Consider the following 25,763-nt stretch of genomic DNA (forward strand, 5'->3'; position numbering starts at 1 on the left):
CCCTCGCCCCACGAGAACGGAGCACCCGATGACCCGCCCCCGCGCACCGCGCACGCCCAGGACCGCCGGCATGCCGCTGAACGAGCGGCAGATCGCCTCCATCGCCGGCGGCGCCGCCTGGATCGGCAAACTCGAAGACGACGCCATCCTGGCCACCGGCGGCGACGACATCCTGATGCCGCTCGACGGCGACGACACCGTCTGGGCGGACGACGGCAACGACATCGTGTTCGCCGGCGGCGGCGACGACGAGGTGCGAGGCGGGTCGGGCGACGACATCGTGGATGGCGGCGTCGGCAACGACGTCCTGGACGGAGAGTCCGGTAACGACACCCTCGGTGGCGGGGACGGCCACGACACGGTCGGCGGCGGCACCGGTGACGATGTCGTCGATGGCGGCGCCGGCAACGACCTCATCGGCGGCGGCACCGGCGACGACACCGTGCGCGGCGGGGACGGGCACGACCAGGTGCATGGCGAAGCCGGCAACGACGCGCTGAGCGGCGAGGCGGGCGACGACACCATGCACGGCGGCAGCGGCGATGACCGGGCGGACGGCGGCAAGGGCAACGACGTCCTGTGGGGCGAGACCGGCGACGACACGCTCGCCGGCGGCGACGGCAACGACCAGATGGACGGCGGCGCGGGCGACGATGCCCTCGACGGGGGCGCGGGCGATGACCTCCTGTCGGGCGGCGCCGGCACCGATATGCTGGGCGGTGGCAAGGACAACGACGTGGTCGACGGCGGCGCCGGGGACGATCGGCTGAAGGGCGACGCTGGCGACGACACGCTCGCCGGTGGCGACGGCAACGACCAGATGGACGGCGGTGCCGGCCGCGACTGGCTGACCGGCGGCGACGGCGACGACGTGATGGAGGGTGGCGAAGGCGACGACACCGGCACCGGCGGTGGCGGCGACGATTCCATGCGAGGCGGCGACGGGCGCGACGAGTTGTGGGCCGGCGCGGGCAACGACACGCTGAGCGGCGGCGCGGGCGACGATACCCTGGTCGGCGAAGGCGGCGATGATTCCATGGCCGGCGGTTCCGGCACCGACACGCTCGCCGGCGGCGTTGGCGACGACGCGATGAACGGCGGCGATGGCGACGACGCTGTGTGGGGTCAGGACGGCGACGATACGTTGAGCGGCGGCGACGGCGCCGATGGGCTCGTCGGCGGCTTCGGCGACGACGTCATGGACGGTGGCGACGGGCACGACGGGATGTGGGCCAGCGCCGGCGACGACGCAATGAGCGGGGGCGGCGGCGACGACCGGCTGGTCGGCGAGGACGGCGACGACACGCTCGACGGCGGCGCGGGCGACGACCGGCTGTTGGGCGGCGCCGGCAACGACGTCCTGGTGTGGACGCCGGACGGCGGCTACGACGTTGTGGCCGGCGACGACGGGCAGGACACCCTCCTCGTGCCGGCGGCCGTAATGGCGGAAGGCGCCTTCCATTTCGCGCCGGCGAGCGGCGCCCCGCTGGAGCGCACCGTGACCGAGGAAATCCGCGACGGACAGCGTGTCGTCGTCTGGACCTTCGCCGAGCCGACGTATGTCTCCATCGCCATGCCGGACGGTGCCTTCCTGCAGGCGTTCTCCATGGAGCGGATCGTGTTCCGGGGGTGACCATGGTCGATGCCGCGCTGCCCCCGCGGGCGGGGGATGTCTCGCCCGACGCGCCGTCCCTTTCCGCCACATGGATCAGGGGCTGGATGGGTGGACTGGTGCGCGTCCTGTCGCGAGTATAGGGCAGGAGGTGGATCATGGCCGATCTTCGAAAGGCCGTCTTTGGCGGCATGGTAGGCGTGCTTCTCGGGAGCTTTAGCGGACCAACCGATGCGCAGGGAGAGGAGGCCTGCCCGAAGCCGCTGCCCCTGGCGATCGCCGAGGCCGGTCTGCGCGTTCACACGCAGGTCATGGTGCGCGCGCTCATGTGCAAAACGGTCGAAGAAGACAGGGCCGCCGGGCGTCCGACTGGCCGTCTTGAGGCGCCGCAGGGGGACAGCAGCCACCAGACAATGGACCCTCGGCAGAGCGCCGCGATGCGTGCCTACGCCGCCCTGACGGAGCGCCACCGCTCGCGTATCAGCGATTGGGAAAGGGAAATCATCGCTAAACGTGGTCTCAGCCGGTTTGACCGGTGGCGCACGGAAGCGGCCTCTGACATTGCACGCCGCGAAGGCCGGATGTCGTATGGGCTCGATGCGGAGGGCTTTTGTGCTTCGGCACGTAGCCAAGCCGAGGCACTGATGCGGATGAGTGACGGCGAGCTGGTCAAAGCGGTTGCCGCCGCTTGGTGCGTCATAAACCCTCAGCCCACAAAGCGGTGAGGTGGCCGGCGGCGTAGAGGAGGTCGCCGTACCCAACCGTCGAAAGGACCGTGAAACACGGGCTGACCAGGTGCTGCGGCATCGTCCAATAGCGAAGGGGCCAAACGCGTGGCGTTCCGCGCCCGCGTGTTTGTATTTTTCACGGTGCCAAATCCAGCCGCGCACCCCAAACGTAGAACCGAAATTGGTGTGTTTTGTCCATGTGAAGTATTTGAAAGACCTTAGAGATGCTGCATTCAGCGAAAGAAAATGCGCATCTTCATGAGGAACTTCTCCGAAGGGCTTGTGGTTGATCTCGCATGTCAGTCGTTTAATGGAGATCAAACCCATGGCTTTGTCCGGTCCCACGCGCGATATTCTTATTGCCGGCCTCCACAACACGCATGCGTTGGAGATGGAGGCCTTGCAGATCATGAACCGTCAGGTCGAAAGGCTTCAGAACTATCCGGAGTTGGAGCAGGCCCTGCGTTCGCACATCCGCGAAACGGAGGAGCAGCGCCGCCGCATCGAGGACGCGATGAACGAGATGCAGACAAGCCCCTCGACCATCAAGGAGGCGATCTTCGGCCTCATGGGCAACGTGGCCGCGGTGGCGCACGCTCCGGCCAAGGACGAGATCCTCAAGAACATGTTCACGAATCACGCGTTCGAGAACTATGAGATCGCCGCTTACAAGTCCCTGATCGTCATCGCCGAGGCCGCCGGCTTCCGCAACGTTTCCGGTTTCCAGCAATCGTTCCGGGAAGAGGAGGCCATGGCCCAGAAGATGAAGGACTTGGTCGAGCCGATCACCCGCAAGTACATCAGCTTGGAGCAGCGGGAAACCACGGCCAGCCATTGACCTGGACGAAGTGGAGGCTGACCCGGGCCCCTTGTCGGTTTGCCGGATCGACGGGGCGCCTGGGCGGCTTCCAATCTCCGAATTCTCTAAACAAGGGGCCAAGCCATCATGGCCGATCAGAAGACGCCCCCCACCCGGAATGCCACACAGGCCCGCCAAGGCAGCATGGAGCATGTCGGTCGCTATGTGCTCGGGATAGGGCTCCCGCTCGCGATCATCGCCATGATCGTCGCGTTCGTGTTCGTTTTTTAGAGCGGCATGGCGAGTGCCTTCCCATTCCTGACATCGAGGAGAAACACCGTGAGCATTCAATGCCGCTGTCTTCTCGTGCGCGAGGAACAGAAACCCGTCTGGAGCGACAAAGCGTTTCGTCTGCCGCCGCGGTGCGGCGACGGCGTTCAGTTCGAAGAGAACGGAACGCCGCTCACCTTCCGCATCACGGAGGTCCTGCACACGCCAAGTCTGGAGGGCGTGGATTTCGCGCTGTTACTCACGGAGGTGCCCGGGACACGGGGCAAGCCGTTCCGGGAGCTGTTCGAGGAGGGCGCCGGCACCGGACCGACGACGTAGCCGTCGGTCTGTACGCTCCCATTCGCCGGTGGCTGCCGCGGGATGGGCGACGAATCGTCGCACCCGCCCGTGTGTCGGGAACCAAAATGCCCTGTGCGTATTCCCTTGCCGTTACCGCACAGCGCCAACTGAACAAGGGCCGCGGTCGTGGAACTCGACCCGCTGATCCTGTCCCGCATCCAGTTCGCCTTCGTCATCTCGTTCCACATCCTGTTCCCGTCCTTCACGGTTGGGCTGGCCTGCTGGATCGCGGTGCTGGAGGGGTTGTGGCTTGGCACCGGGCGCCAGCTGTACCGCAGCCTGTCGGAGTTCTGGACGAAGATCTTCGCCATCTCCTTCGGCATGGGCGTGGTGTCGGGCATCGTCATGACCTACCAGTTCGGCACGAACTGGAGCCGCTGGTCGGACATCGTCGGCAACGTGCTGGGACCGCTGATCCAGTACGAGGTGGTCACCGCCTTCTTCCTGGAGGCGGCCTTCCTGGGCATCCTGCTGTTCGGCCGCGACCGCGTGCCGCGCGGCGTGCACTTCATGGCGGCCTGCCTGGTGGCGCTGGGGACGGTGCTGTCCTCCTTCTGGATCCTGTCGGCCAACAGCTGGATGCACACGCCGGCCGGCGCCGAACTGCGCGACGGCCGGTTCTTCGTCACCGACTGGTGGCAGGTGGTGTTCAACCCCTCCTTCCCCTACCGGCTGGCGCACATGCTGACGGCCATGTTCCTGACCACCGGTTTCGTGGTCGCGGGCATCAGCGCCTTCTACCTGCTGACCCGCCGCTTCATCGAGCACGCGCGCGTCGGCCTCGGCATGGCGCTGGGGATGATCACCGTGCTCGCCCCCCTGCAGGTGCTCCTCGGCGACCTGCACGGGCTGAACACGCTCGACCACCAGCCGGCCAAGATCGCCGCCATGGAGGGGCATTGGGAGGGAGGGCCGCGCGCGCCGCTGATCCTCTTCGCCATTCCCGACGACGAGGCCGAGACCAACCATTGGGAGATCGGCATCCCCGGCCTGTCCAGCATCATCCTGACCCACGAATGGGAAGGCAAGGTGCCGGGCCTGAAGCAGTTCCCGCGCGACCAGCGCCCGCCGGCCGGAATCCTGTTCTGGACCTTCCGCATCATGGTGGCCATCGGGCTGCTGATGGTGACGGTGGCGGCGATCCATCTGGTGCTGCGCTTCACCGGGCGCCTCTACACGGCGGAATGGTTCCACAAGATCCTCGTCGCCTGCATGCCCATCGGCTTCATCGCCATCCTGGCCGGCTGGTTCACCACCGAGATCGGGCGCCAGCCCTGGGTGGTCTACGGCTTGGTGCGGACGGCCGAAGGGGTGACGCCGTCGCTGACCACCGGGGCGGTGCTGACCTCGCTGATCGCCTTCGTGGTCGTCTACACGCTGATCTACGGCGCCGGCACCTACTACCTGATCCGGCTGCTGAGGATCGGGCCGTCCGTCCCGCGCGACGAGGAGGAGCCCATGGCGAAGCAGGAGGCCCACCGCCCGAAGCGGCCGCTGTCGCTGCCCGGCGAGTCCATCGACCCCGCGGAGTGACGTCCATGGAAGGCAGCCTCCTCACCCTCGCCTGGGTCGGCATCGTCGGCTTCGCCGTGTTCATGTACGTGCTGATGGACGGCTTCGATCTGGGCATCGGCATCCTCTACCCCTTCGCGCCCAGCGAGGAAGACCGCGACGTCATGATGAACTCGGTGGCGCCGGTCTGGGACTTCAACGAGACGTGGCTGGTCCTCGGCGGCGCCGGGCTGTTCGCGGCCTTTCCCATCGCCTACGCGGTGGTGCTGCCGGCCATGTACCTGCCGCTGCTCCTGATGCTGATCGCCCTGGTGTTCCGCGGCGTGGCCTTCGAGTTCCGCTTCAAGGCGAACAAGAGCCGGCACTGGTGGAACAAGGCGTTCTTCCTGGGCTCGCTGCTTGCCACCTTCGCGCAGGGCGTGGTGCTCGGCGCCTTCATCCAGGGCATCCGGGTCGAGGGGCGGGACTTCGCCGGCGGCATGCTCGACTGGCTGACGCCTTTCAGCGTGTTCTGCGGGCTGGCGCTGATCGGCGGCTACGCGCTGCTGGGCAGCACATGGCTGATCTGGCGGACCATCGGGCGCCTTCAGGGCTGGTGCTTCCGCGTGGCGCGGCGGCTGATGGTCGCGGTGATGGTCATGGTCGGCATCGTCAGCCTGTGGACGCCGTTCCTGGAGCCGGCCATCGCCGAGCGCTGGTTCTCCATGCCCAACATCCTGTTCCTGTCGCCGGTGCCGCTGGTCACGGCCGCGCTGGCGTTCGGGCTGTGGCGCGCGCTCGACGACGGGCGGGAGGTGCAGCCCTTCGTGCTCTCCATGGCGCTGTTCGCGCTGTCCTATCTCGGCCTCGCCATCAGCCTGTGGCCGAACCTGATCCCACCGTCCATCACCGTGTGGCAGGCGGCGGCACCGCCGGAAACCCAGGTGTTCCTGCTGGTCGGCATGGCCTTCCTGATCCCGACGATCCTGGTCTACACCGCCTACAGCTACTGGGTGTTCCGCGGCAAGGTGACGGGGGCGTTCGGGTACCACTGATCGCCGCGGCAGGGTTCCGCACCTATGTTACCGGGCATGAAAGCCATCCGGATCCTGCTGCGCGCCGTATTGGTGCTGCTGCTCGTCCCGGTGCTGGCCTATGGCGGGCTGGCGCTGGCCGTCGGGCGCGACGGGGTGTGGGAGACGCTGTTCGGCCCCGGCGACCAAGCCCCGGTCGCCTTCGAGACGCTGACGCCGCCGGACCGGCCGAACCATCATCTGGTCTGCCCGCCGGGCCTCTGCCGCACGGCGGACGGCGAGAGCCCGGTCTTCCCGGTGGGCGTCGAGGTGCAGGCGGCGGTCTGGAACCGGCTGCTGGAGCGCGAGGGTGCGCGCCGGTTGGGCGGCCCGGACGGTCAGATCGATGTGCCCCAAATGGACGTGGAGGTGCGAACGCCATGGCTGCGCTTTCCGGACCTCGTGACCGTCCGGCCGATCGCGCTGGGGCCGGACCGCTCGACGGTCGCGCTCTACAGCCGGTCGCTGTACGGCCACTCCGACCTCGGCACCAACGCCGCGCGCCTGCGCGCCTGGCTGGCGGCGATGGAGGCGGAACTGGGCCGCATCGCCACGGCCGGCGTTGGGGGTGGGTAGCGGCGCTGGTGGTCCTCGTCATGGGGCATGAGGTCGCCGCCGCCGACCTATCGGTGACCGTGACCAACGTCGCGAACGCCCGGGGAAAGGTGCTGGTCGCGGTGTGCACGGCGGAGACCTTCCTGCGCGCCGGCTGCCCCTACAGCGCGGCGGAGCCAGCGTGGCCGGGCAGCGTCACGGTGGTGGTGCGCCGGGTGCCGCCGGGCACCTACGCGGTGCAGGCGTTCCACGACGAGAACCAGAACCTGGACATCGACCGCAACTTCTTCGGCCTGCCGGAGGAGGGGATCGGTTTCAGCAACGACGCCCCCATGCGCTTCGGCCCGCCGAGCTACGGCGACGCCGCCCTGGCCGTCGCCGAGCCGGTGACGCGCACCGCCCTGAAGCTGCGCTATCTGGTTGAGCGCTGACGCAACGCCCGCAGCAGCGCCGGCACCGCGGCCAGCCGCGTCCGCCCGCCGCCGTGCATCGCCCGGAAGGCCGCCAGCAGCAGCCCCTCGTCCCCCGGCCGGAACGGGTCGAAGTGCAGGTGCCCGCGCCCGCCGCGCACGCTGACCGTCTTCACCTGCGTCATTTCCAGCAGCCCCTCGGCACCCCGCGTGACGCCCCAGCCGCTGCGCCGCCGCCCGCCGAAGGGCAGGCGCGGGTCGCCGGTCGGCACGATCAGGTCGTTGACGGTGACGCTGCCCACGTCGATCCGCTCCGCCAGCGCGCGGGCCTCGGCCTCCGGCCCGAACACCGAGGCGCCCAGCGCATAGGGGCTGCGCGCCGCCAGGCTCAGCGCCTCCTCCATGTCCGCCACGGGGACCAGCGCCAGCACCGGGGCGAACACATCCTCCTCCAGCAGCGCCATGCCCGGCCGCGCGTCCGCCACCGCCAGCGGCGCCATGACCGGGGAGGCGGGGTCGGGCACCGGGCCGACCGGGCGGGCGCCGCCGGCCACCGCCTCGGTCACCAGCCGGATGGTCTGGCGGCGGACCGCTGCGGGCACGGCGACCGGCGGGATCGCCGACAGGCGCTCCGTCAGCGCCGATTCCAGAGCCGCCGCGTCGCCCTGCGGCACGAACACCCGGCGCGGCGCGATGCAGGTGGCAGAGCCGTTGAAGCGCAACCCGAACGCCAGCGCGCGGGCGATCAGCCCAAGGTCGGCGCCGGGCAGCACGAACACCGCGTCATTGCCCGACAGCTCCATGGTGGCAGGCACCAGCCGTTCGGCGAGCGTCGCCATCACCCGACGCCCGGTCTCGGCGGAGCCGGTCAGCACCACCTTGTCCACCCCGGCCGCCAGCGCCGCCTCCGCGTCCGCCACGCCCTCGCCCAGCACGCGGACCAGCCCGTCGGGCACGCCCGCCTCCGCCAGCCAGCGCGCCAGCAGCGCCATGGGTGCCGCGCAGCCCGGCGCCGGCTTCACCAGCACCGCGTTGCCGGCCACCAGCGCCTGCACCAACTGCACGCCCGGCAGCAGCAGCGGGTAGTTGGACGGCGCGATGACCAGCACGACGCCATAGGGATCGCGCCGCACCTCGGCGCTCACCCCGAACAGCCACGCCGGCCGGCCGTGCGCCCCCAGGCGCCGGGGTGCCAGCAGCCGCGCCGCCTCGCGCTCCAGGAAGCGGCAGGCGTCGGCGAGCGGGATCACCTCCGCGGCGAGGCTTTCGGCGGGGGAGCGGCCGGGGCGGGTGGCGAGGCTGCCGACCAGCGCGCCCGCCTCCGCCGCCATGCGCCGGCGTAGCGCGCGGACGACGCGCAGCCGTTCCGCGGCGGGCACGGCGGCCCAGGCCGCCTGCCTTATACGAGTCTCGGCCGCCAATAGATTTGAGTCGCTACCATAAGTATAGGGTGCGTTGTCGCGGTCCATCTCCGGCCCATGTCGGTGTTCGGCGCAAGGAAGCTGTGCGCGAACGGAGACGGCAGCAAGGGCATGCATCGGCGTCTGGTCATCATCGGGGCGGGGCCCGGCGGGTTGGCGGCAGCGATGCTGCTGGCGCTCACTGGCGCCAGGGTCACCGTCCTGGAGCGGCGTGGGCGGGTCGGCGGACGCACGGCGGCGCTGGAGCTGAACGGCTTCCGCTTCGACACCGGGCCGACCTTCTTTCTCTACCCCCGCATCCTCGACGAGATCTTCGCCGCCTGCGGCCGGCGCCTCGACCAGGAGGTGGATCTGATCCGCCTCGATCCGCTCTACCGCCTGCTGTTCGAGGGCGGGGGCGAGCTGCGCATGCACGCCAACGCCAAGCGCCTCGCCGCGGAGATCGCGCGCCTTGCCCCGGCTGACGCCGCGGCGCTGCCGCGCTTTCTCGCCGACAACCGGGCCAAGCTCGACGCCTTCCGCCCGGTGCTGGAGACGCCGTTCGACGGCCCGCTGGCACTTCTGGGCCTGCCGATCCTGAAGGCGCTGCGGCGGCTGAACCCGCACCGCTCCGTCGATTCCGACCTTGCGCGCTATTTCCGCGATCCGCGCGTGCGGCTCGCCTTCTCGTTCCAGAGCAAGTACCTGGGCATGTCGCCGTTCCGCTGCCCCAGCCTGTTCACCATCCTGTCCTTCCTGGAGCACGAGCACGGAATCTTCCACCCGCGCGGCGGCTGCGGGGCGGTGGTGGAGGCGATGGCGCGGGTCGCGCGTTATCTGGGCGTCGACATCTGCACCAACGAGACGGTCCGCCACATCCGCTTTCAGGGCCGGCGCGCCGTCGCCGTGCGCACCGACGAGGGGGAGTATCCGCTGGACGGGCTGGTCATCAACGCCGACTTCGCCAAGGCGATGACCGCGCTGGTGCCCGATGACCTGCGACGCCGCTGGTCGGACGCGGCCATTGCGCGCAAGAAGTTCTCCTGCTCCACCTTCATGCTCTACCTCGGCATCGAGGGGCGGGTGGAGGGCCTCGACCACCACACGATCTATCTGGCTGAGGATTACGCCCGCAACCTCGCGGAGATCGAGGCGTGCCGGGAACTGCCGCGGCGTCCGTCGCTCTACGTGCAGAACGCCTGCGTGACCGATCCGGGACAGGCGCCGCCGGGGTGCAGCACGCTCTACGTCCTGGTGCCGGTCGGGCACCAGCGCGGCCACGTCGACTGGGCGGTGGAGAAGCACCCGTACCGCGCGCTGGTGCTGAAGCGCCTGGAGGCGCTGGGCATCCGCGACATCGAGCGGCGCATCCGGGTGGAGAGGATGGTGACCCCCGCCGACTGGGAGCAGGATTTCGCGCTCCACCGCGGCGCCACCTTCAACCTCGCCCACAGCCTGGACCAGATGCTGCACCGCCGGCCGCGCAACCGGTTCGAGGACCTGGACGGTGTCTACCTCGTGGGCGGCGGCACCCATCCGGGCAGCGGCCTGCCGGTGATCTTCGAGGGCGCGCGCATCACCGCGCGCCTGCTGGCCGAGGATCTGGGGCTGTCGGTCCCCTGGCGCGAGCTGAACGCCGGCCGCACCGGAATCCTGGGAAAGGCGCTGCTGGGGGAGGTGGCATGAGCGGTGATCGGATCGCGGTGATCGGCGGGGGCCTGGGCGGGCTGGCGTCGGCGGTGGTGCTGGCGGAGCGCGGACACCGCGTGGTGCTGCTGGAGAAGAACCCCTGGCTCGGCGGCAAGGCGGCGGTGCTGGAGGAGGGCGGCTTCCGCTTCGACATGGGGCCGACGATCCTGACCGTGCCGCGCGTGCTCCGCCGCATCTTCGCCGAGGCCGGGCGCGACCTGGAGCGCGAGGTGCCGCTGGTCCGCCTCGACCCGCAATGGCGCTGCTTCTTCGAGGACGGCAGCGTGCTCGACCTCGGCGAGGACGTCGGCGCCATGGCCGGCACGCTCGACCGTTTCGCGCCGGGCATGGGGGTGGGGGACGGTTACCGCCGCTTCCTGGCGCGCTCCGAGCGGCTGCACGGCATCTCCGAGCGGTTCTTCTTCTGGAAATCGGTTGAGGATTTGACGGACACCATCGACGTGCGCCGCAACCTCAGCGCCGCCACCCTGTCCGACGTGCTGGCGCTGCGCATGGGGTCCACGGTGGCCGGCACCATCCGCGGCCATGTGCCGGACGCGCGGGTGGCGCAGATGCTCGACCATTTCACGCAGTATGTCGGCTCCTCCCCCTACGGCGCCCCGGCGGTGCTGTGCGCCATCGCCCACATGCAGACCAGCGAGGGCGTCTGGTACCCCATGGGCGGCACGCGCGCGGTGCCCGGCGCGCTCGAACGCCTCGCCCGCAATCTCGGCGTGGAGATCCGCACGTCCACCGGCGTCGCGCGCATCGCCGTGGAGCACGGCCGCGTGAACGCGGTCGAGACGGAAGCGGGGGAGCGCATCCCGGTGGCCGCCGCAGTCTCCAACATGGACGCCGTGCGCACCTACCGCGAGCTGGTCGGCGGTCCCGCCGGGGCGCGCTTCCTCAAGCGCCGCCGGCACGAGCCGGCCTGTTCGGGCGTGGTCTTCTACCTCGGCCTGGAGCGCGGCTACGACCATCTGCTGCACCACGACTTCGTCTTCTCCCGCGACCCGGAGGAGGAGTTCGACTGGATCTACCGCCGGGGCGAGCCGGCGCCGGACCCCACCTGCTACCTCGCCGCCCCGGCGCGCACCGAGCCCGGCGTGGCGCCGCCGGGCGGCGAGGCGCTGTACGTGCTGGTGCACACCCCCTACCTGCGCCCGCACCACGACTGGTCGCGGATGCTGCCGGAGTACCGCCGCGTGGTGTTCGACAAGCTGAAGCGCACCGCCGGCCTGACCGACCTCGAAGACCGCATCCGGGTCGAGCACACCCTCACCCCGCAGGACATCCATGAACGCTACCGGGTGCTGAACGGCGCCATCTACGGGCTGGCGAGCCACGGCCGCTTCCTCGGCGCCTTCAAGCCGGGCAACCGTTCCCGCGAGGTGGAGGGGCTGTATCTGGCCGGCGGCGCCGCGCACCCCGGTCCCGGCATGCCCATGGTGCTGATGTCCGGCTGGATCGCCGCCGACGCCCTGGACCGGGATCTCGGGAGCGCGGAACGGCGCGAGGTCGCCTGATGGTGCCCCGGCGCTCCACCCCGCTCGTCCGCTTCTTCGGCGGCGTGATGGCGCGGGCGATGCGCCGGAGCTTCCACGCCGTCCGACTGGCGCGCCCCGGCTGGCCGGAGCTGCCGCCGGGCCGGCCGGTGATCGTCTGCCTGAACCACCCGTCCTGGTGGGATCCGGCCTTCCTCATCGTCCTCGCCACCACGCAATATGCTGGCCGCCCCGGCTATGGCCCCATCGACGCGGCCATGCTGCGCCGCTACCCGTTCCTCGGCCGCATTGGGCTGTTCGGGATCGAGCCGGGCACGGTGAGCGGCGCCACCGCCTTCCTGCGCACCGGCCTCGCCATCCTGCGCGATCCGGACGCCATGCTGTGGATCACCGCTGAGGGGAGCTTCACCGACCCGCGCGTGCGTCCGGTGCGGCTGCGGCCGGGCGTGGCGCATCTGGTGCGCCGGGTGCCGGAGGCGGTCGTCGTGCCGCTGGCGCTGGAATACCCGTTCTGGGACGAGCGCACGCCGGAGGCTCTGGCCCGCTTCGGCGCTCCCCTAGACGCTGCCGTTTTCACAGGGTTGGAGGCCGCGACGATCAACGACCATCTGACCATAGCCCTGCAGGACACCATGGACGCGCTGGCCGCCGACGCCGTCAGCCGCGACCCGGCCCGCTTCCTGCGCCTTCTGGACGGCCGCGTCGGGGTGGGCGGCCTCTACGACCTGTGGCGGCGGGGCCGGGCCTGGCTGGCCGGGCGGCCGTTCCACGCCGGGCATGGAGCGCCGGAGCCATGAGCGACGCCGCCTGGATCGCGCTGGCGCTGCTGTCGCTGATCCTGGCGCTGCTGCCGCTCGCCCTCGGCGTCGCCAACCTGCGTCTGTTCCGGCCACCGCAAGGCGCGCCGCCGCCCGGCACCGCGGTCTCCATCCTCATCCCCGCCCGCAACGAGGAGGCGACCATCGGCGCCGCCGTCGATGCGGCGCTCGCCAGCCGCGGCGTGGAGATCGAGGTCGTCGTCCTGGACGACCATTCGTCCGACGCCACGGCCGACGTCGTGGCGGCCATCGGGCGGCGCGACCGGCGTGTCCGGCTGGAGCGGGCGCCCCCGCTGCCGCCGGGCTGGTGCGGCAAGCAGCACGCCTGCCACGTGCTCGCCAGCGTGGCGCGGCACCCGATCCTGTTGTTCCAGGACGCCGACGTGCGCCTGTCGCCCGATGCGGTGGGACGGATCGCGGGCTTTCTGCTCGCGCGCGGTTCCGGCTTGGTCAGCGGCTTCCCGCGCCAGGAGACGGGCACTCCGGCCGAGCGGCTGGTGATTCCGATGATCCACCTGCTCCTGCTGGGCTATCTGCCGATGGCGATGATGCGCCGCGCGCCCGACCCGCGCTTTGCCGCCGCCTGCGGTCAGCTCATCGCCGTGCGGCGGCAGGCCTACGCGCAGGCCGGAGGCCACGCCGCCATCCGCACCTCGCGGCACGACGGGTTGACCCTGCCGCGCGCGTTCCGGCGGGCGGGCTGCATGACCGACCTGTTCGACGCGACGGATCTTGCCTCCTGCCGGATGTACGGGAGTTGGGGCGAGCTGTGGGCGGGCTTCTCGAAGAACGCCACCGAGGGCATGGCGACCCCCGCCGCCCTGCCGCTGTGGACGCTGCTCCTGTTCGGCGGGCATGTGTTGCCGTGGCTGATCCTGGGTGCGGCGCTGGCGGTGCCGGTACCCGGCTGGGCGGTGCTGGCGGCGGCCGGGGCCGCGGCGGCCGGGCTGTGCCTGCGGCTGATGCTCGCGGTGCGGTTCCGCCAGCCGCTGTCCTCCGCCTTGCTGCACCCGGCGGGGGTCGCGGTTCTGCTGGCGATCCAGTGGTCGGCGCTGCTGCACGCCTGCCGCGGCCGGCCGGCGCTGTGGCGCGGCCGCGCGTACCCGTCATGACTCCCTGGCTGCGCCGCCGGGCCCATCGGATCTTCCACCCGCTGGCCGGCGCCGATCCCGGCACGCTCGCACACGTCCTGCGCGAGGGCGGTGGGGTGTCCCCGCGCCACCTGCACCGTATGGCGACGGCGCTGGGCAGTGCCGCCGTGCGCGTGCCTTTGGATGCGCTGGAGCGGCGGGCGGTGGCGGCCCGCACGGCTGGCGCCCCGCCGATGCCGCCGCCGGTCTTCATCGTCGGCCATTGGCGCAGCGGGACCACGCACCTCCTCAACGTGCTGAGCCGGGATCCGCGCTTCGGCGTCCCGACGCCGCTCGCCGTCGGATTCCCTTTGGGCTTTCTCGGCCTGAGCCGATTCTGGCGCACCCGTCTTGAGGACTGGCTGCCGCCCGACCGCATCATCGACCCCATGCCCGTCACCCCCACGGCCCCACAGGAGGACGAACTGGCGCTGGCTCTTCTGCAGCCGCTGTCTTACTACCACGGCATCTTCTTTCCGCGGATGCTGCACGCGGCGTTTCGCCGGGGCGTGCTGTTCGAGGACTGCGGTTCGGACGAGGTGGCGCGCTGGTGCCGGTGCGTGACAGGGTTTCTCTGGAAGCTGCACCTCCAGCAAGGCGGCCGGCGGCTCCTGGTCAAGAACCCGGCGCACACGGCGAAGGTGGCGCATCTGCGCACGCTGTGGCCCGACGCCGCGTTCATCCACATCCACCGTGATCCCTACGCGGTCTTCGACTCCACCCGGCGCATGCTGCGCACGCTGCTGCGCGAGTTCGCCCTGCAACCCCATGATCCGGAAACGGCCGACGCGCTGGCGCTCGACCTTTACCCGCGCATGATGGCCCGTCTCGACGTGGATATGGCGGCGCTGCCGTCCGGCCGGTTGGTCGAGATCCGCTACGAAGACTTTCTGGCTGATCCACTCCCCCAGCTCGAGCGTGTGTACGATGTCCTCGGCTTGGGTTCGATTTCCGATGCCATGCCCATTTTTGCGGCCTACTTGGCGCAGGTCCGCGGCTTTCCCCGCCAGAACCACGCGCTGACGGCGGAAGAGGCCTCCAGCGTGGCCGTCGCCTGGCGGTTCGCATTCGAGCGTTGGGCCTACCCGCGCCGGGGTTGAGCCCTGACCAAGGCAACTCCACGCCCGCGAGGCCTCGCTGTTCCGCCGTTTCCGTAGTCCCCGTCAGGGAGTTTTCCAACACTGTCGGCGCAAAGCGGACCATCTGGGACTTCGGACTTGGCGCCCCCTTTCGCCACACCGAAAGTTGTCGATCAAGGCTGCTGCTCTGAAGCTCTGCACTGCTGCCGTCGCGGGCCCGAAAACGCGGTGTCGGAGGTCCAACCGGGCCGGGACAAGTCCTTTGCTGGCGGGCTTGCCCCGGCGGTTCGGACGGCAGAGCGGACCTTACTTTCAACGCTGTTTAAGTTTCGCTTGCGCTAAGCCGTACACGCTGAAACCGATCATGTATGGCGCGGCATAGGTGGGAAAGGCCGCGGCGGCCCGCTTCTGGAGTTCCGCGTAGTGGATCTTCGCCTTGACCGGATTCCGCAGATCCTCTTTGTCAGGCCCTAACTCGACGATGTAGTCGCCGACCAACCGGTCCACGGCTCGCAAGTACTCCTGCTGGTGCTTCACGGCCTCGGCGACGGGAGCGTCGGCCCCCCTTCCTCCATGCACGACGGTTCCTTCCAGCAGCTTGAGTTCGTCCAGAGCCGCGATCCACGATGGGAGGTCCGGCGACGGCCTCCCTCCGACCAGTCCGCCTTCCAGCCAGGCATGGGCCTGATGATGGACGAGATCTCCCACGATGAGGTCGCCCGTGCGGTCGATCCGTGCGACGGTCTGCGTCGTGGCGACCCCCGCATGCTTCAGTTCGAACAGCGTGATCGTTTCGCCCGACGCCAAGGGAATCGTCATCGTGCCCGAGAAGGTCTTCTGGATCGGTTCGTACTTGGGATAGGTCGCCTCGGTGAATGCACCCATCGTGCCGACCCAGAAGGCTTTCTTGTAGTCGTGGACGATCGGCAGTGCGTCGGCGGTTGCCTTCGAGCCGATGGACACCGCTCCCAGCGCGTGAAGCACCGAAAGCCCGTTGAACTTGTCGGGGTTGGGGTGGGTGACGACCACGCGGGTGATGGGCGATGCCGTCTCCGCGCGGATCTTGTCCACCATCGCCGTGGTCAGCGGCGGGACGAACTGCGTGTCGAAGACGGTCACCTCCTTCCCGTCGTCGTAATAATAGGTGCGGGTGTCGAAGCCGTTGGCATCCGACTGGAAGACGCCCAGCATGCCGGCCTCGGCCATCGTGCCGAAGCCGACCAGGACGGCGAACAGGCCCGCCGCGAAGCCCTTGTGTTTCCACATGGTGTGTTTCCGCATGGCCAATCCATCCGATCAGGCGTAGGTCAGTTCGGGCTTGCGCTCGTTCGGGGGACTGACGTGGAGATCCCAATAGGCCTCCGCGACCGTCGCCGGAGAAAAGCGGCCTTCTTCGGCGAGATAGCCGCAGATCGTCACGATGGCGGTGCGGATGCCCTTGGGTTCCAGGTCTTCGGCGAGCGTCGCCGTGAGGTTGCGCAGGGCGGCCTTCCCGGCGCTGAGCGCCGCCATTTCGGCGTTGGGGTAAAGCGCGAAACCGCCACCCGTCATGAGCACGCTGCCGCCGCCGTTCGCCTCCAGCACCGGCGCGACGGTCTGCGCCGCCGCCAGCGGAGCCACGACGTCCACGACCAGCTCCGCCGCGAAGCCGTCCGCATCCAGCGGCAACGCCCGGCCCGGCCGGATGGCCGCCGCGTTGTAGACCAGCGCCTTCAGCGGCGACATGGCCGCGATGGCTTGACGGATCGCCGCCCGCAGGCTGTTGAGGTCGGCGGCGTCGGCGGCGAAGCCGTGCGCCGTGATTCCCGCCTCCTTCAGTTCCTGGACCAGGGGGACGAGACGCTCGGTGGAGCGCGCGATCAGCGCAACCTCGCCCAGCTCACGCCCGAACTTCTTCGCGAGCGCGAGGCCCAGGCCGGGGCCGGCGCCGATGATGATGGCGGAGTGCTTGGTCGTCATGGATGGTTCCTCCTGAAAGGTTGGCGTTGCCGCCGGACACCCATGGACACTGGCTCCAAACCATAGTATCCGTCAAAACGATAGATCATATACGTAATATCTGTGCCATGAATATAATGACCGTGGATCTGAACCTCGTCGTCGCGCTCGGCGCGCTGCTTGAGGAACGCAACGTGTCCCGCGCGGCGGCCAGGATCGGGCGCAGCCAGCCGGCGACCAGCAGCGCCTTGGCCCGGCTGCGAGAGATCTTCAACGACCCTCTGCTGGTTCGATACGGCCGCGGCTATCGCCTGTCACAACGTGCCGAGGAACTGCGCCCGCATGTGGCGCGGGCGATCGCCGCCTTGACGGCGACCTTTCAGAACCCGAAGGATTTCGACCCTGCGACGGCGGACATGGTGGTGCGGATCGCCGCCAGCGACTATCTGGCCGTTGTCCTGATGCCGCGGCTGATTTCCGACCTCGCAAGGCTGGCACCGGGAATTGATCTGCGCGTCGTTGCCGCCGACCGGCGATCGGCCATCATGCTTCTGCGGGAAGGCAAGGTGGACCTGTCGCTGGCCGTGACCGAACAGGACATTCCCGACGTTCTGAGCCTTCCGCTCTTCGATGAAGACTTCGTGATGGTGACGCGCCCGGACCATCCGTACCACAATGGCCCGTCCACTCCCGAACGGTTCGTCGAGCACCCTGGGCTGCTCGTGTCTCAAGCCGGCGACGGAACCGGCATAGCCGACGAATGCCTTGCTCGGTTGGGGTTGAAACGGCGTGTCGCGGTGACCGTGGCCCACTTCCTGCTGGCGCCCCGCCTCCTCGCCAACAGCGATCTCGTCCTGGTCATCGGCCGCCGGGTGGCCGAGGCCGCTGGAAAGGAACTGGATCTTCGCGTGACGTCTCTGCCCTTTTCGATGCCGGCGTTCACCGCCCGAATGTTCTGGCACACGGCGACGAGCAACTATGCTCCCCTGGTTTGGTTTCGGAAACTCATCGCCTCTTCCGCTGTTGGTTCCTACTGAGTTCCTTTAGGACCACGGAAGCATCATTGGCCCTGTTGCCGCGACGGTCTTGTAGCGAGAAGCAGGACAGTCACCCAATGACCAGCCTCACCATGTGTTCTGGCATCGTGTTCTGACATCGCTCAGGGAATCGCCGGGCCGGTTGACAGCAGCGTCTGGGCGGCAAGGCGGACCGGCGCGTTGACGGCGCCGTAGCCCCCGTAGTTCCGCCGCTGGACGATTTCGAAGAAAAGGCCGCCTTCCAGCAGCGTCCCGGTGTAGGCGTGATAGTACGCGGCCTCACCGTGCCCGTCGTACAGGATGTTCCCGGCGCGCAGGCGCTCGACCTCGGCGGCGGACAGGTCGACACGCACCTCAAGGTCGTCGTAATAGTTCGCCGGGATCGGCAGGAGGTCGACCCCGCCTGCCTTCAGGCGCTCGACGGTGGCGAAGATGTCATCCGTCGCGAAGGCGATGTGCTGGACGCCCGGCCCGAAGAAGTCGTGCAGGAAACGCGACGACAGGGTGTGGCGGCTCTGCGACGCGTTGAGGATCAGCCGGAGCCGGCCGTCCCGCGTTTCCACCGCTTGGCTCTGGACGACCCCACCAGGATCAATGACCGCCTGGACCGGCGTCTTCCGCACATCGAGCAGCGACGTGTAGAACAACAGCCAGCTCAGCATCTCCTCGTAGTGCATGGACTGGGCGACGTGGTCGACCGCCGTCAGCCCGGCCTCGGCCGCCGCGCCGTCCGCCTCGGCCTCGACCGGTTCGAAGTCGACGTCCCAATGCCGGTCCAGGCCGTGCGGCCGGTCGACGAAGTACAACAGGCTCCCCCCGAGGCCGCGGACGGCCGGGATCTCCAGCTCGCCGGCGCCGACGGACCCGCGGAACGGCTGGTCCAGCAGCGCCAGGGCGCGGTTGACCGTGGCGCTGGCGTCGTCGACGCTGAGCGCCAGGGCGCACACCGACGTCCCGTGGGTGATGTGGAAGGAATGGGCGAAGCCCTCGCTTTCGGCGTTCAGGACGATGTTGATGCCGCCCTGGCGCCAGCGTGTCACCGCCTTGGACCGGTGGACGCCGGCCTTGCGGAAGCCGAACCCGCGCAAGGTGCGCTCGAAGCGCGCGGCGTCCTGCTCGTCCACGGCGAACTCGATGAACTCGATCCCGGAGCAGACGGCCTTCGGCGGCAGCGTCGGCACCCCGTCTTGTGTGGCGCCGCTGCGCCGGCGCAGCCCGTCGAGCATGGCCACCAGGGACCGCTGGCCGTCGATGGCGACGCCCCGCGCCGAACCTGCACGGAAGCGGTCGTTGAAGATCTCCAGCGACAGCAGGCCGTCGAAGCCGGTGGCGTGCAGCGCGTCCATGAAATCGTCGACCGGCAGCTCGCCCTGGCCTGGGAAGCTTCGGTAATGCCGGCTCCACGACAGGTAATCCATGTCGAGCCGCGGCGCGTCGGCGATCTGGACCAGGAAGATGCGATCGGCCGGAATGGCGCGGATCGCCGACAGGTCGGTCCCGCGCGCCAGCACGTGGAAGGAATCGAGCACCAGCCCGACCGCGGGATGGCCGGCCCGCCGCACCACTTCCCAGGCGTCGCGGTAATCGTGGATGTGCCGCCCCCAGGACAGGGCCTCGAAAGCGACGCGCATGCCCCTGCGCGCCGCGCGCTCTCCCAGTTCGTGGAAGTCGGCCGCCGCCCGGTCGATTCCGCCCAGCGACTCCGGCGAGACGTTGCTGCACACCATCAGCAGGTCGCAGCCGAGTTCCTGCATCACGTCGAACTTCCGTTCGGCGCGGGCGAAGATTTTGGCGCGCTGTGGCTCGGGCATGCCCTCGAAGTCGCGGAACGGCTGGAAGGTGACCACCTCCAGCCCGAGGTCGCCGATCATCCGGCGCGCGTCCGCCGGGGTTCCGTTGAACGACAGGAGGTCGTTCTCGAAGATTTCCACGCCCGTGAACCGGGCCGCGGCGATGGCCTCGATCTTCTCGGCCAGGGTGCCGCTCAGGCAGACGGTGGCGATGGCGGTGCGCATGGTCGTCCCTCCCGTTCCTCTTTTGGCCCGAGTTGCCCGTCAGGTTATGGTTCCCGTGGCAAGCGCGTGCTCGAGGCCGCCGGCCACGTGGCACCGAAGCACGTCGCAGGCCCGTCCGGCGTCCCGGTCCATGGCGCAGTCCAGCAGCAGGGCGTGCTCGCCCGATGCGATGTCGCCGCGGTAGCTCAGCGCGATCATCTGGTAGCGCAGGTACTTGTCGAAGACCGCGGCGTGGGCGTCGATCAGCATCCGCGACCCGCAGGCCGAGATCAGCGCCTGATGGAACTGCCAGTCGAACTGCTTCCAGCGTTCGGTGCAGCTCCGGTCGTCCGCGGCCATCCGCTCCTCCATCCGGGCGAGCCGGTGGTGGGCCGCCACGACCCGGCTTTCCCAGTCCATGTCGCCGGCGCGGAACGACTGCTCGAGCGCGTGGCACTCCAGCAGCAGGCGCAGATCCGCGATCTCCCGCAGGTTGGCGATGGACACGGGGGCGACCTCGAAGCCCCGCTGGCCCTCGGCGACGACCAGCCGTTCGGACGAGAGGCGGTTCAGGATCTCGCGCAGGGTGCTGACGCCGACGCCGTAGTCGGCCTTCATGGTCTCCAGCTTCAGCTTGCGGCCGGGCGGCAGGCGCCCGAAGACGATGTCGGCGCGGATCTTCCGGTAGGCACCTTCGCCGACCGACGGGAAGGGCTGGTCCGACGGGGTGTCGAGGTCGGCCCGCGACGGCGGCTGGCCCCGCTGCGGTGCGCCGCGCAAGGCGCCGCCCTCCAGCGCGTGCGTGACGCAGGCGTCGACGTGCCGCGACACCACGGCGCTGGCGCGCGCCGCGTCGCGCGCCAGCGCGCAGTCCAGCAACTCCTGGTGCTCGTCGGCAGCGGCGGCGCCGCGGAAGACCACCGCCACCATCTGGTAGCGCAGATACTGGTCGTAGACCCCTGCGTGGATGTCCAGCAGCGTCTGCGAGCCGCAGGCCTCGATCAGGGTCTGGTGGAACTCGCGGTCATAGCGCTTCCAAAGTTCCGTTCCCTCGCGGTCCCCCGCGAGCATCCGGCGTTCCAGTACCTTGAGCTTGTGGTGCGCCGCGACCACGCGGCTCTCCCACTCCAGGTCGCCCGCCGCGAAGGACAGGGGCAGCGCGCTCGTCTCCAGGAGAATCCGCATCGCCGCCACGTCCCGGAACCCGTCGGGCGACACCGGGGCGACCTCGAACCCCCGCTGGCCCTCGGCGTGGACGAGCCCTTCGGAGGAGAGGCGGCTCAACACCTCCCTGAGCGTGCTGACGCTGGTGCCATAGTCGGCCGCCAGCCGGTCGAGCCTCAGCTTCGCGCCGGGCCCGAGGCGGTCGAAGATGATGTCGCTCCGGATCCGGTGGTAGGCCCGGTCGGCGATCGTGGGCGCCAACAGATCAACGCTCATGCGGCTTCCATCCTGATTTCGGCAATCTCCGCCCGACGTTCATGTTATAGGATGAAATCCGGAATGTCATGTGATTCAGCAATTGCCTATTGATCGCAAATCCATCCGAGCAGATAGTGATCGGCAAGACGCAGTTCGAATGCGCGCACGATCAAGGAGGAAACAGAGATGCCCGCCATCACCAGGCGCGCCGCCATGGCCGCCGCCCTCGCCCTCGTGACCTGGAGCGCAAGCGCAGCCGCCATCGCCCAGGAGCCTCAGAAGCTGCGCTTCTCCGCCGTGTTCTCGGAGCAGGACATCCGGGCGGAGATGATGAAGCGCTTCGCCGAGGAGGTGAAAAAGGACTTCACAGTCCAGCCCTACCTCGGCGGGACGCTGTTCAAGCAGGGCACCGAGCTGGTTGCCATGCAGCGCGGCAACCTCGAGATGAGCAACATCGCGCCGCAGGACATCTCGAGCCAGATCCCGGCCTGGTCCATCGTGACCTCGGCGTACCTGTTCCGTGACGCCGAGCACCTGAAGAAGGTCTTCGCCAGCGACGTCGGCCAGCAGCTGAGGAAGATGGCGTCCGACCAGCTGGGCATCCACATCCTGGGCCCGACCTACTACGGCACCCGCCAGGTCGGCCTGCGCGTCGCCAAGAAGATCGGCACGCCGGCGGATCTGGCCGGGGTCAAGCTGCGCATGCCCGGCGGCGAGGCGTGGCAGTTCCTCGGCGAGGCGCTCGGCGCCAACCCGACGCCCATGGCCTACGCCGAGGTGTACACGGGCCTGCAGACCGGCGCCATCGACGGCCAGGACAACCCGCTGCCCAATGTCCAGAACATGAAGTTCTACGAGGTGATGAAGCAGGTCGCCCTGACCTCGCACCTCGTGGCGTTCGATCTGCTCGCCGTGTCGAACAAGGTCTGGAACGCCATGAAGCCCGAGCAGCAGGCGGCCTTCCAGGCGGCGGCCGACCGGGCCATCGAGTGGAGCACCCAGCAGCACGTGAAGCGGGAGGACGAGCTCGCCGCCTTCTTCAAGGCCCAGGGGCTCGACGTCTACACGCCCGACGTCAAGGCCTTCCGGGAGCACGCCCAGAAGAAGTACCTGGCCTCCGATCTGGCGAAGGGCTGGATTCCCGGCATGCTTGACAAGATCAACGCCATGTGACGCCGCGGCCATTTGACGCCGCGGGGGATCGCCGCCGGGGCTCTCCCGGCGGCGATCCGTCCGATCCGTGGATTGCCGAGGCGGAGGTCCGTCCCGATGACCGGGTTTCTTGAAAAGGCCGGGCCCTGGCTCGCCCGCCGGGCCGAGAACGTGGCGGTCGCCATGCTGGCGGCCATGTTCGCCGCGTTCCTCCTGCAGATCGTCTTCCGCTACGTCCTGGGGCTGCCCATCGGCTGGACCCACGAGGTCAGCGTCATCCTGTGGATCTGGATCGTGCTGTGGGGGGCCGCGTTCGTCACCACCGACGCGGAGGAGATCCGCTTCGACATCGTCTACGGCGCCGTGCGTCCGCGCACGCGCCGGGCGATGTGCGCCGTCACCGCCGTGGTGCTGGTGGCCCTCTACCTCGTCTCGCTTCCGGCGGTCATCGACTACGTGTCCTTCATGAAGGTCCAGAAGACGACCTACCTGAAGATCCGCTACGACTGGCTGTTCTCGATCTACGTCGTCTTCGCCGTCGCGGCGATCCTCCGCCATCTCTGGCTCGGCTGGCAGGCCCTGTTCCACCCGGAGCGGGACGCGGAAGAGTCCTTTCTCGTCAAGGTGGGCTCCGGCGAATGACCCTTGCAAGCCCCTTCTCGCTGGCCGTCGTTGCGATCACGGCGCTTGCCCTGCTCGGGCTGCCCATCGGGCATTCCATGATCGCCGGCTCGATCCTCTACCTGCTGCTGGCGGGGCAGGACATGGGGATCGTGGCGGAGCAGATCCTCAACGGGATGTACGGCAACTACGTCATCCTGGCGGTGCCGCTGTTCATCCTGGCGGCCGAGTTCATGAACATCGGCAGCATGACGGAGCGGCTGACGGCGTTCTGCAACGCGCTGGTCGGCCGGTTCCGCGGCGGGCTCGCCCAGGTCAACATCCTCCAGAGCGTCGTGTTCGCCGGCATGTCCGGCTCGGCCATCGCCGACGCCGCCGGCACCGGCCGCACGATGCAGGTCATGATGACGAGCGGCGGCCGCTACACGCCCAGCTACGCGGCGGCCGTGACCGCCGTCTCCTCTGTGATCGGCCCGATCATCCCGCCGTCGATCCCGATGGTGCTCTACGCCCTGATCTCGGACGCGTCCATCGGCTTTCTGTTCCTGGGCGGGGTGGTGCCGGGGCTGCTGATGGCCTTCAGCCAGATGGCCATCGTCACCGTCACGGCGCGCCGCCGCAACTTCCCCGTGGAGGCGCCGGTGCCGCTGCGCGAGCTTCCGGCGATCACGTGGCGGGCGCTGCCGTCCCTGATGATGCCGGTGGTCCTGCTCGGCGGGATCTACAGCGGCGTGATGACGCCGACGGAGGCCGCCGCGGTCGCCGCCGCCTACGCCCTGGCCATCTCCGCCGGCCTCTACCGGAGCGTCAGCTGGCGCAGCTTCTACCAGTCGCTCGCGGTGAGCACCCGTACGACCATCTCCATCGGCATGCTGATCGCCGGCTCGCTCGTCTTCAACTATGTCGTCACCATCGAGAACATCCCCGACGCGGTGCGGGTGCTGCTCGCGGGGTGGGATTTGTCGCCGGCGGGCTTCCTGATCCTGGTCAACGTGCTCCTGCTGCTGCTGGGGTGCGTCCTGGAGGGGACGGCGATCCTGCTGGTCGTGGTGCCCGTCTTCATCCCCAGCGCGCAGGCGCTGGGCATCGACCTCGTGCATTTCGGCGTGGTGGTGGTGGTCAACATCATGATCGGGCTGGTCACGCCGCCGTACGGGCTGCTGCTCTTCATCATGCGGGCCATCTCGGGCGCGCCGATGCACGCCATCGTCCGCGACACGATCCCCTTCCTCGTCGCGATGCTCGTCGCGCTCGCCGTTCTCACCTTCGTTCCCGGGACCGTCCTCTGGCTGCCGCGGCTGTTCGGCTACCAGGGCTGAGCGGTTCCTCCCGGAGAAGTGCATCCATGAGCCATCCAATCCACGTCCTGAACGGTCCCAACCTGAACCGCCTCGGCACGCGCGAACCCGAGATCTACGGCCGCACCACGCTGGCGGACGTGGAAGTCCTGTGCCGGGAGGCGGCCGGCGACCATCCCCTGGTGTTCCGGCAGTCGAACCGCGAGTACGAGCTGATCGACTGGGTGCACGAGGCCATCGACGCGGGCGCCGGCATCGTCATCAACCCGGCCGCGTTCACCTTCACCTCCATGGCGCTGATGGACGCCTTGAAGATGGTTTCCAAGCCCATCATCGAGCTGCACATCTCCAACATCCACCGCCGCGAGCCGATCTACCACAAGTCCTTGGTGTCGCCGGTCGCGACGGCGGTGGTCGCCGGGCTCGGCGCTCGCGGCTATCCCTTCGCGGTCCGCGCCATGCGCGACCTGCTGGCGGGGTGACGGCGATGTCTCCCCCGGCGACCGGCCGCCCGAGCGTCCTTCTGGGACTGGTGGGGTCCGGCATCCAGGCGTCGCGCACGCCCGCCCTGCACGAGCGCGAAGCCGAGGAGCTGGGGGTGTGCTGCATCTATCGGCTGATCGACCTGGACACGCTCGGCCTCGACGCGGGTGCCCTGCCGGACATCCTGACCGCGGCGGAGCGCTTCGGGTTCGCCGGGCTCAACGTCACCCATCCCTGCAAGCAGGCGGTGATTCCGCTGCTCGACGAGCTGTCGCCCGAGGCGCGGGCGCTCGGCGCGGTCAACACCATCGTGCTGGGGAACGGGCGGCACATGGGGCACAACACCGACTGGTGGGGTTTCGCCGAGAGCTTCCGGCGCGAGTTGCCCGATGTCCGCCGCGACCGCGTCGTCCAGTTCGGCGCCGGCGGCGCCGGGGCGGCGGTCGCCCACGCCCTGCTGACGCTGGACGCCGGGGAGGTGGTGATCGTCGACACCGACGCCGGGCGCGCCGACAGCCTCGCGGCGGCCCTGTGCGCCCGGTTCGGCGAGGGCCGCGCCACGACCGCGCCCTCTCCCGCCGCCGCGATGGCGGGCGCCGACGGCGTCGTCAACGCCACGCCGCTGGGCATGGCGAAGTACCCGGGCATGGCCGTGCCCGCGGAGCTGCTCCACCCCGGCCTCTGGGTGGCCGACATCGTGTATTTCCCGCTGGAGACGGAGCTGCTGCGCCGAGCCCGCGCGCTCGGGTGCCGCACCCTGGCCGGCGGCGGCATGGCGGTCTTCCAGGCGGTCGGCGCTTTCCGGCTCTTCACGGGGCGCGAGCCCGACGCCGAGCGCATGCTCCGTCACTTCGCGGGGATGTGATACGGCCGGCGCATGGAGGCTTCCATGACCGGCC

Annotated in this window: 25 protein-coding genes; 20 read left to right on the plus strand and 5 right to left on the minus strand. The window is 69.3% G+C overall.

Going from position 1 to position 25,763, the window contains the following annotated elements:
- Window positions 1-28 precede the first annotated feature (28 nt).
- The 9 genes from VED21_RS26585 (at window position 29) to VED21_RS26625 (ending at window position 7,319) form a co-directional block, all read left to right on the plus strand.
- Window positions 29-1,633, plus strand: coding sequence for a calcium-binding protein (locus tag VED21_RS26585; RefSeq protein WP_324887750.1), 1,605 nt, complete (start codon window positions 29-31; stop codon window positions 1,631-1,633).
- A 137-nt stretch (window positions 1,634-1,770) separates the two neighbouring features.
- Entirely contained in the window at window positions 1,771-2,337 is a 567-nt protein-coding gene (locus tag VED21_RS26590; protein ID WP_324887752.1) for a hypothetical protein, read from the plus strand.
- Between the two features lie 328 nt (window positions 2,338-2,665).
- On the plus strand, window positions 2,666-3,178 hold the full coding sequence (locus tag VED21_RS26595) for a ferritin-like domain-containing protein (RefSeq protein ID WP_324887754.1): 513 nt from the start codon (window positions 2,666-2,668) through the stop codon (window positions 3,176-3,178).
- Window positions 3,179-3,286: 108 nt separating this feature from the next.
- Complete coding sequence (locus VED21_RS26600; RefSeq protein ID WP_324887756.1) at window positions 3,287-3,430, plus strand: hypothetical protein; 144 nt, start codon at window positions 3,287-3,289, stop codon at window positions 3,428-3,430.
- Between the two features lie 48 nt (window positions 3,431-3,478).
- A complete protein-coding gene (locus VED21_RS26605; protein ID WP_324887758.1) occupies window positions 3,479-3,748 on the plus strand; it encodes a hypothetical protein in 270 nt (89 codons plus the stop codon).
- Window positions 3,749-3,895: 147 nt separating this feature from the next.
- Window positions 3,896-5,302, plus strand: a complete 1,407-nt coding sequence (locus VED21_RS26610; protein WP_324887760.1) for a cytochrome ubiquinol oxidase subunit I — start codon at window positions 3,896-3,898, stop codon at window positions 5,300-5,302.
- Between the two features lie 5 nt (window positions 5,303-5,307).
- Window positions 5,308-6,315, plus strand: a complete 1,008-nt coding sequence (cydB, locus tag VED21_RS26615; RefSeq protein WP_324887762.1) for a cytochrome d ubiquinol oxidase subunit II — start codon at window positions 5,308-5,310, stop codon at window positions 6,313-6,315.
- A 36-nt stretch (window positions 6,316-6,351) separates the two neighbouring features.
- Complete coding sequence (locus VED21_RS26620; RefSeq protein ID WP_324887764.1) at window positions 6,352-6,909, plus strand: DUF1499 domain-containing protein; 558 nt, start codon at window positions 6,352-6,354, stop codon at window positions 6,907-6,909.
- A gap of 20 nt (window positions 6,910-6,929) precedes the next feature.
- Window positions 6,930-7,319, plus strand: coding sequence for a DUF2141 domain-containing protein (locus VED21_RS26625; RefSeq protein ID WP_324887766.1), 390 nt, complete (start codon window positions 6,930-6,932; stop codon window positions 7,317-7,319).
- On the opposite strand, the gene VED21_RS26630 is transcribed toward VED21_RS26625, so the two are convergent.
- Window positions 7,301-8,836: an aldehyde dehydrogenase family protein gene (locus VED21_RS26630; RefSeq protein ID WP_324887768.1), complete on the minus strand. Its 1,536-nt coding sequence runs from the start codon at window positions 8,834-8,836 to the stop codon at window positions 7,301-7,303. The two genes, VED21_RS26625 and VED21_RS26630, sit on opposite strands and share 19 nt — an antisense overlap.
- Between VED21_RS26630 and crtI the strand changes: the two genes are divergently transcribed.
- From crtI to VED21_RS26655, 5 genes are read left to right on the plus strand one after another with little or no spacing between them, the layout of a single operon-like run.
- On the plus strand, window positions 8,831-10,384 hold the full coding sequence (gene crtI / locus VED21_RS26635; protein WP_324887770.1) for a phytoene desaturase family protein: 1,554 nt from the start codon (window positions 8,831-8,833) through the stop codon (window positions 10,382-10,384). The genes VED21_RS26630 and crtI overlap by 6 nt on opposite strands.
- Window positions 10,381-11,913, plus strand: coding sequence for a phytoene desaturase family protein (locus VED21_RS26640; protein WP_324887772.1), 1,533 nt, complete (start codon window positions 10,381-10,383; stop codon window positions 11,911-11,913). Before crtI ends, VED21_RS26640 begins: the two co-directional genes overlap by 4 nt.
- Window positions 11,913-12,689, plus strand: coding sequence for a lysophospholipid acyltransferase family protein (locus tag VED21_RS26645; RefSeq protein ID WP_324887774.1), 777 nt, complete (start codon window positions 11,913-11,915; stop codon window positions 12,687-12,689). Before VED21_RS26640 ends, VED21_RS26645 begins: the two co-directional genes overlap by 1 nt.
- Window positions 12,686-13,822, plus strand: a complete 1,137-nt coding sequence (locus VED21_RS26650; protein ID WP_324887775.1) for a glycosyltransferase — start codon at window positions 12,686-12,688, stop codon at window positions 13,820-13,822. Before VED21_RS26645 ends, VED21_RS26650 begins: the two co-directional genes overlap by 4 nt.
- Window positions 13,819-14,940 carry a sulfotransferase gene (locus VED21_RS26655; protein WP_324887777.1) on the plus strand — a complete coding sequence of 374 codons (1,122 nt, stop codon included), beginning with the start codon at window positions 13,819-13,821 and terminating at the stop codon, window positions 14,938-14,940. The genes VED21_RS26650 and VED21_RS26655 overlap by 4 nt, the downstream gene beginning before the upstream one ends.
- 291 nt (window positions 14,941-15,231) lie before the next feature.
- Here the strand turns inward: VED21_RS26655 and VED21_RS26660 are convergent, their stop codons facing one another.
- Both VED21_RS26660 and VED21_RS26665 read right to left on the minus strand, forming a co-directional pair.
- Window positions 15,232-16,200 (minus strand): hypothetical protein, encoded by a 969-nt coding sequence (locus VED21_RS26660; protein WP_324887779.1) that lies wholly within the window; start codon window positions 16,198-16,200, stop codon window positions 15,232-15,234.
- A 15-nt stretch (window positions 16,201-16,215) separates the two neighbouring features.
- Entirely contained in the window at window positions 16,216-16,878 is a 663-nt protein-coding gene (locus tag VED21_RS26665) for an SDR family NAD(P)-dependent oxidoreductase (RefSeq protein WP_324887781.1), read from the minus strand.
- A 116-nt stretch (window positions 16,879-16,994) separates the two neighbouring features.
- Here VED21_RS26665 and VED21_RS26670 point away from each other — a divergent pair, with 116 nt between their 5' ends.
- Window positions 16,995-17,894, plus strand: a complete 900-nt coding sequence (locus VED21_RS26670; protein ID WP_324887783.1) for a LysR family transcriptional regulator — start codon at window positions 16,995-16,997, stop codon at window positions 17,892-17,894.
- 122 nt (window positions 17,895-18,016) lie between these two features.
- Here VED21_RS26670 and VED21_RS26675 read toward each other — a convergent pair whose 3' ends face one another.
- Together VED21_RS26675 and VED21_RS26680 are read right to left on the minus strand one after the other, a co-directional pair.
- Window positions 18,017-19,909 (minus strand): bifunctional sugar phosphate isomerase/epimerase/4-hydroxyphenylpyruvate dioxygenase family protein, encoded by a 1,893-nt coding sequence (locus tag VED21_RS26675; RefSeq protein ID WP_324887785.1) that lies wholly within the window; start codon window positions 19,907-19,909, stop codon window positions 18,017-18,019.
- A gap of 39 nt (window positions 19,910-19,948) precedes the next feature.
- Window positions 19,949-21,328 (minus strand): GntR family transcriptional regulator, encoded by a 1,380-nt coding sequence (locus VED21_RS26680; protein ID WP_324887787.1) that lies wholly within the window; start codon window positions 21,326-21,328, stop codon window positions 19,949-19,951.
- 168 nt (window positions 21,329-21,496) lie between these two features.
- On the opposite strand from VED21_RS26680, the gene VED21_RS26685 reads away from it, so the two are divergent.
- From VED21_RS26685 to VED21_RS26705, 5 genes are all read left to right on the plus strand, one after another.
- On the plus strand, window positions 21,497-22,483 hold the full coding sequence (locus VED21_RS26685) for a sialic acid TRAP transporter substrate-binding protein SiaP (RefSeq protein ID WP_324887789.1): 987 nt from the start codon (window positions 21,497-21,499) through the stop codon (window positions 22,481-22,483).
- Between the two features lie 96 nt (window positions 22,484-22,579).
- Window positions 22,580-23,104 carry a TRAP transporter small permease gene (locus tag VED21_RS26690; RefSeq protein ID WP_324887791.1) on the plus strand — a complete coding sequence of 175 codons (525 nt, stop codon included), beginning with the start codon at window positions 22,580-22,582 and terminating at the stop codon, window positions 23,102-23,104.
- Window positions 23,101-24,402, plus strand: a complete 1,302-nt coding sequence (locus tag VED21_RS26695; RefSeq protein ID WP_324887793.1) for a TRAP transporter large permease — start codon at window positions 23,101-23,103, stop codon at window positions 24,400-24,402. Before VED21_RS26690 ends, VED21_RS26695 begins: the two co-directional genes overlap by 4 nt.
- 26 nt (window positions 24,403-24,428) lie before the next feature.
- Window positions 24,429-24,863 carry a type II 3-dehydroquinate dehydratase gene (locus tag VED21_RS26700; RefSeq protein ID WP_324887795.1) on the plus strand — a complete coding sequence of 145 codons (435 nt, stop codon included), beginning with the start codon at window positions 24,429-24,431 and terminating at the stop codon, window positions 24,861-24,863.
- A gap of 5 nt (window positions 24,864-24,868) precedes the next feature.
- Window positions 24,869-25,729 (plus strand): shikimate dehydrogenase, encoded by an 861-nt coding sequence (locus VED21_RS26705; protein ID WP_324887797.1) that lies wholly within the window; start codon window positions 24,869-24,871, stop codon window positions 25,727-25,729.
- The last annotated feature ends 34 nt before the right edge of the window (window positions 25,730-25,763 follow it).

It is taken from the genome of Azospirillum sp., from assembly GCF_035627195.1.
GTDB lineage: Bacteria > Pseudomonadota > Alphaproteobacteria > Azospirillales > Azospirillaceae > Azospirillum.

Bases quoted from the DNA above. Each gene is read 5' to 3' on its own strand.
- VED21_RS26620 (WP_324887764.1), top strand. From the start codon at position 6,352: ATGAAAGCCATCCGGATCCTGCTGCGCGCCGTATTGGTGCTGCTGCTC.
- VED21_RS26675 (WP_324887785.1), bottom strand. From the start codon at position 19,909: ATGCGCACCGCCATCGCCACCGTCTGCCTGAGCGGCACCCTGGCCGAG.
- VED21_RS26595 (WP_324887754.1), top strand. From the start codon at position 2,666: ATGGCTTTGTCCGGTCCCACGCGCGATATTCTTATTGCCGGCCTCCAC.
- VED21_RS26685 (WP_324887789.1), top strand. From the start codon at position 21,497: ATGCCCGCCATCACCAGGCGCGCCGCCATGGCCGCCGCCCTCGCCCTC.
- VED21_RS26650 (WP_324887775.1), top strand. From the start codon at position 12,686: ATGAGCGACGCCGCCTGGATCGCGCTGGCGCTGCTGTCGCTGATCCTG.
- VED21_RS26680 (WP_324887787.1), bottom strand. From the start codon at position 21,328: ATGAGCGTTGATCTGTTGGCGCCCACGATCGCCGACCGGGCCTACCAC.
- VED21_RS26585 (WP_324887750.1), top strand. From the start codon at position 29: ATGACCCGCCCCCGCGCACCGCGCACGCCCAGGACCGCCGGCATGCCG.
- VED21_RS26655 (WP_324887777.1), top strand. From the start codon at position 13,819: ATGACTCCCTGGCTGCGCCGCCGGGCCCATCGGATCTTCCACCCGCTG.
- VED21_RS26660 (WP_324887779.1), bottom strand. From the start codon at position 16,200: ATGCGGAAACACACCATGTGGAAACACAAGGGCTTCGCGGCGGGCCTG.
- VED21_RS26665 (WP_324887781.1), bottom strand. From the start codon at position 16,878: ATGACGACCAAGCACTCCGCCATCATCATCGGCGCCGGCCCCGGCCTG.
- cydB (WP_324887762.1), top strand. From the start codon at position 5,308: ATGGAAGGCAGCCTCCTCACCCTCGCCTGGGTCGGCATCGTCGGCTTC.
- VED21_RS26630 (WP_324887768.1), bottom strand. From the start codon at position 8,836: ATGCATGCCCTTGCTGCCGTCTCCGTTCGCGCACAGCTTCCTTGCGCC.
- VED21_RS26625 (WP_324887766.1), top strand. From the start codon at position 6,930: ATGGGGCATGAGGTCGCCGCCGCCGACCTATCGGTGACCGTGACCAAC.
- VED21_RS26705 (WP_324887797.1), top strand. From the start codon at position 24,869: ATGTCTCCCCCGGCGACCGGCCGCCCGAGCGTCCTTCTGGGACTGGTG.
- VED21_RS26695 (WP_324887793.1), top strand. From the start codon at position 23,101: ATGACCCTTGCAAGCCCCTTCTCGCTGGCCGTCGTTGCGATCACGGCG.
- VED21_RS26600 (WP_324887756.1), top strand. From the start codon at position 3,287: ATGGCCGATCAGAAGACGCCCCCCACCCGGAATGCCACACAGGCCCGC.
- VED21_RS26640 (WP_324887772.1), top strand. From the start codon at position 10,381: ATGAGCGGTGATCGGATCGCGGTGATCGGCGGGGGCCTGGGCGGGCTG.
- VED21_RS26700 (WP_324887795.1), top strand. From the start codon at position 24,429: ATGAGCCATCCAATCCACGTCCTGAACGGTCCCAACCTGAACCGCCTC.
- VED21_RS26690 (WP_324887791.1), top strand. From the start codon at position 22,580: ATGACCGGGTTTCTTGAAAAGGCCGGGCCCTGGCTCGCCCGCCGGGCC.
- crtI (WP_324887770.1), top strand. From the start codon at position 8,831: ATGCATCGGCGTCTGGTCATCATCGGGGCGGGGCCCGGCGGGTTGGCG.
- VED21_RS26645 (WP_324887774.1), top strand. From the start codon at position 11,913: ATGGTGCCCCGGCGCTCCACCCCGCTCGTCCGCTTCTTCGGCGGCGTG.
- VED21_RS26670 (WP_324887783.1), top strand. From the start codon at position 16,995: ATGACCGTGGATCTGAACCTCGTCGTCGCGCTCGGCGCGCTGCTTGAG.
- VED21_RS26590 (WP_324887752.1), top strand. From the start codon at position 1,771: ATGGCCGATCTTCGAAAGGCCGTCTTTGGCGGCATGGTAGGCGTGCTT.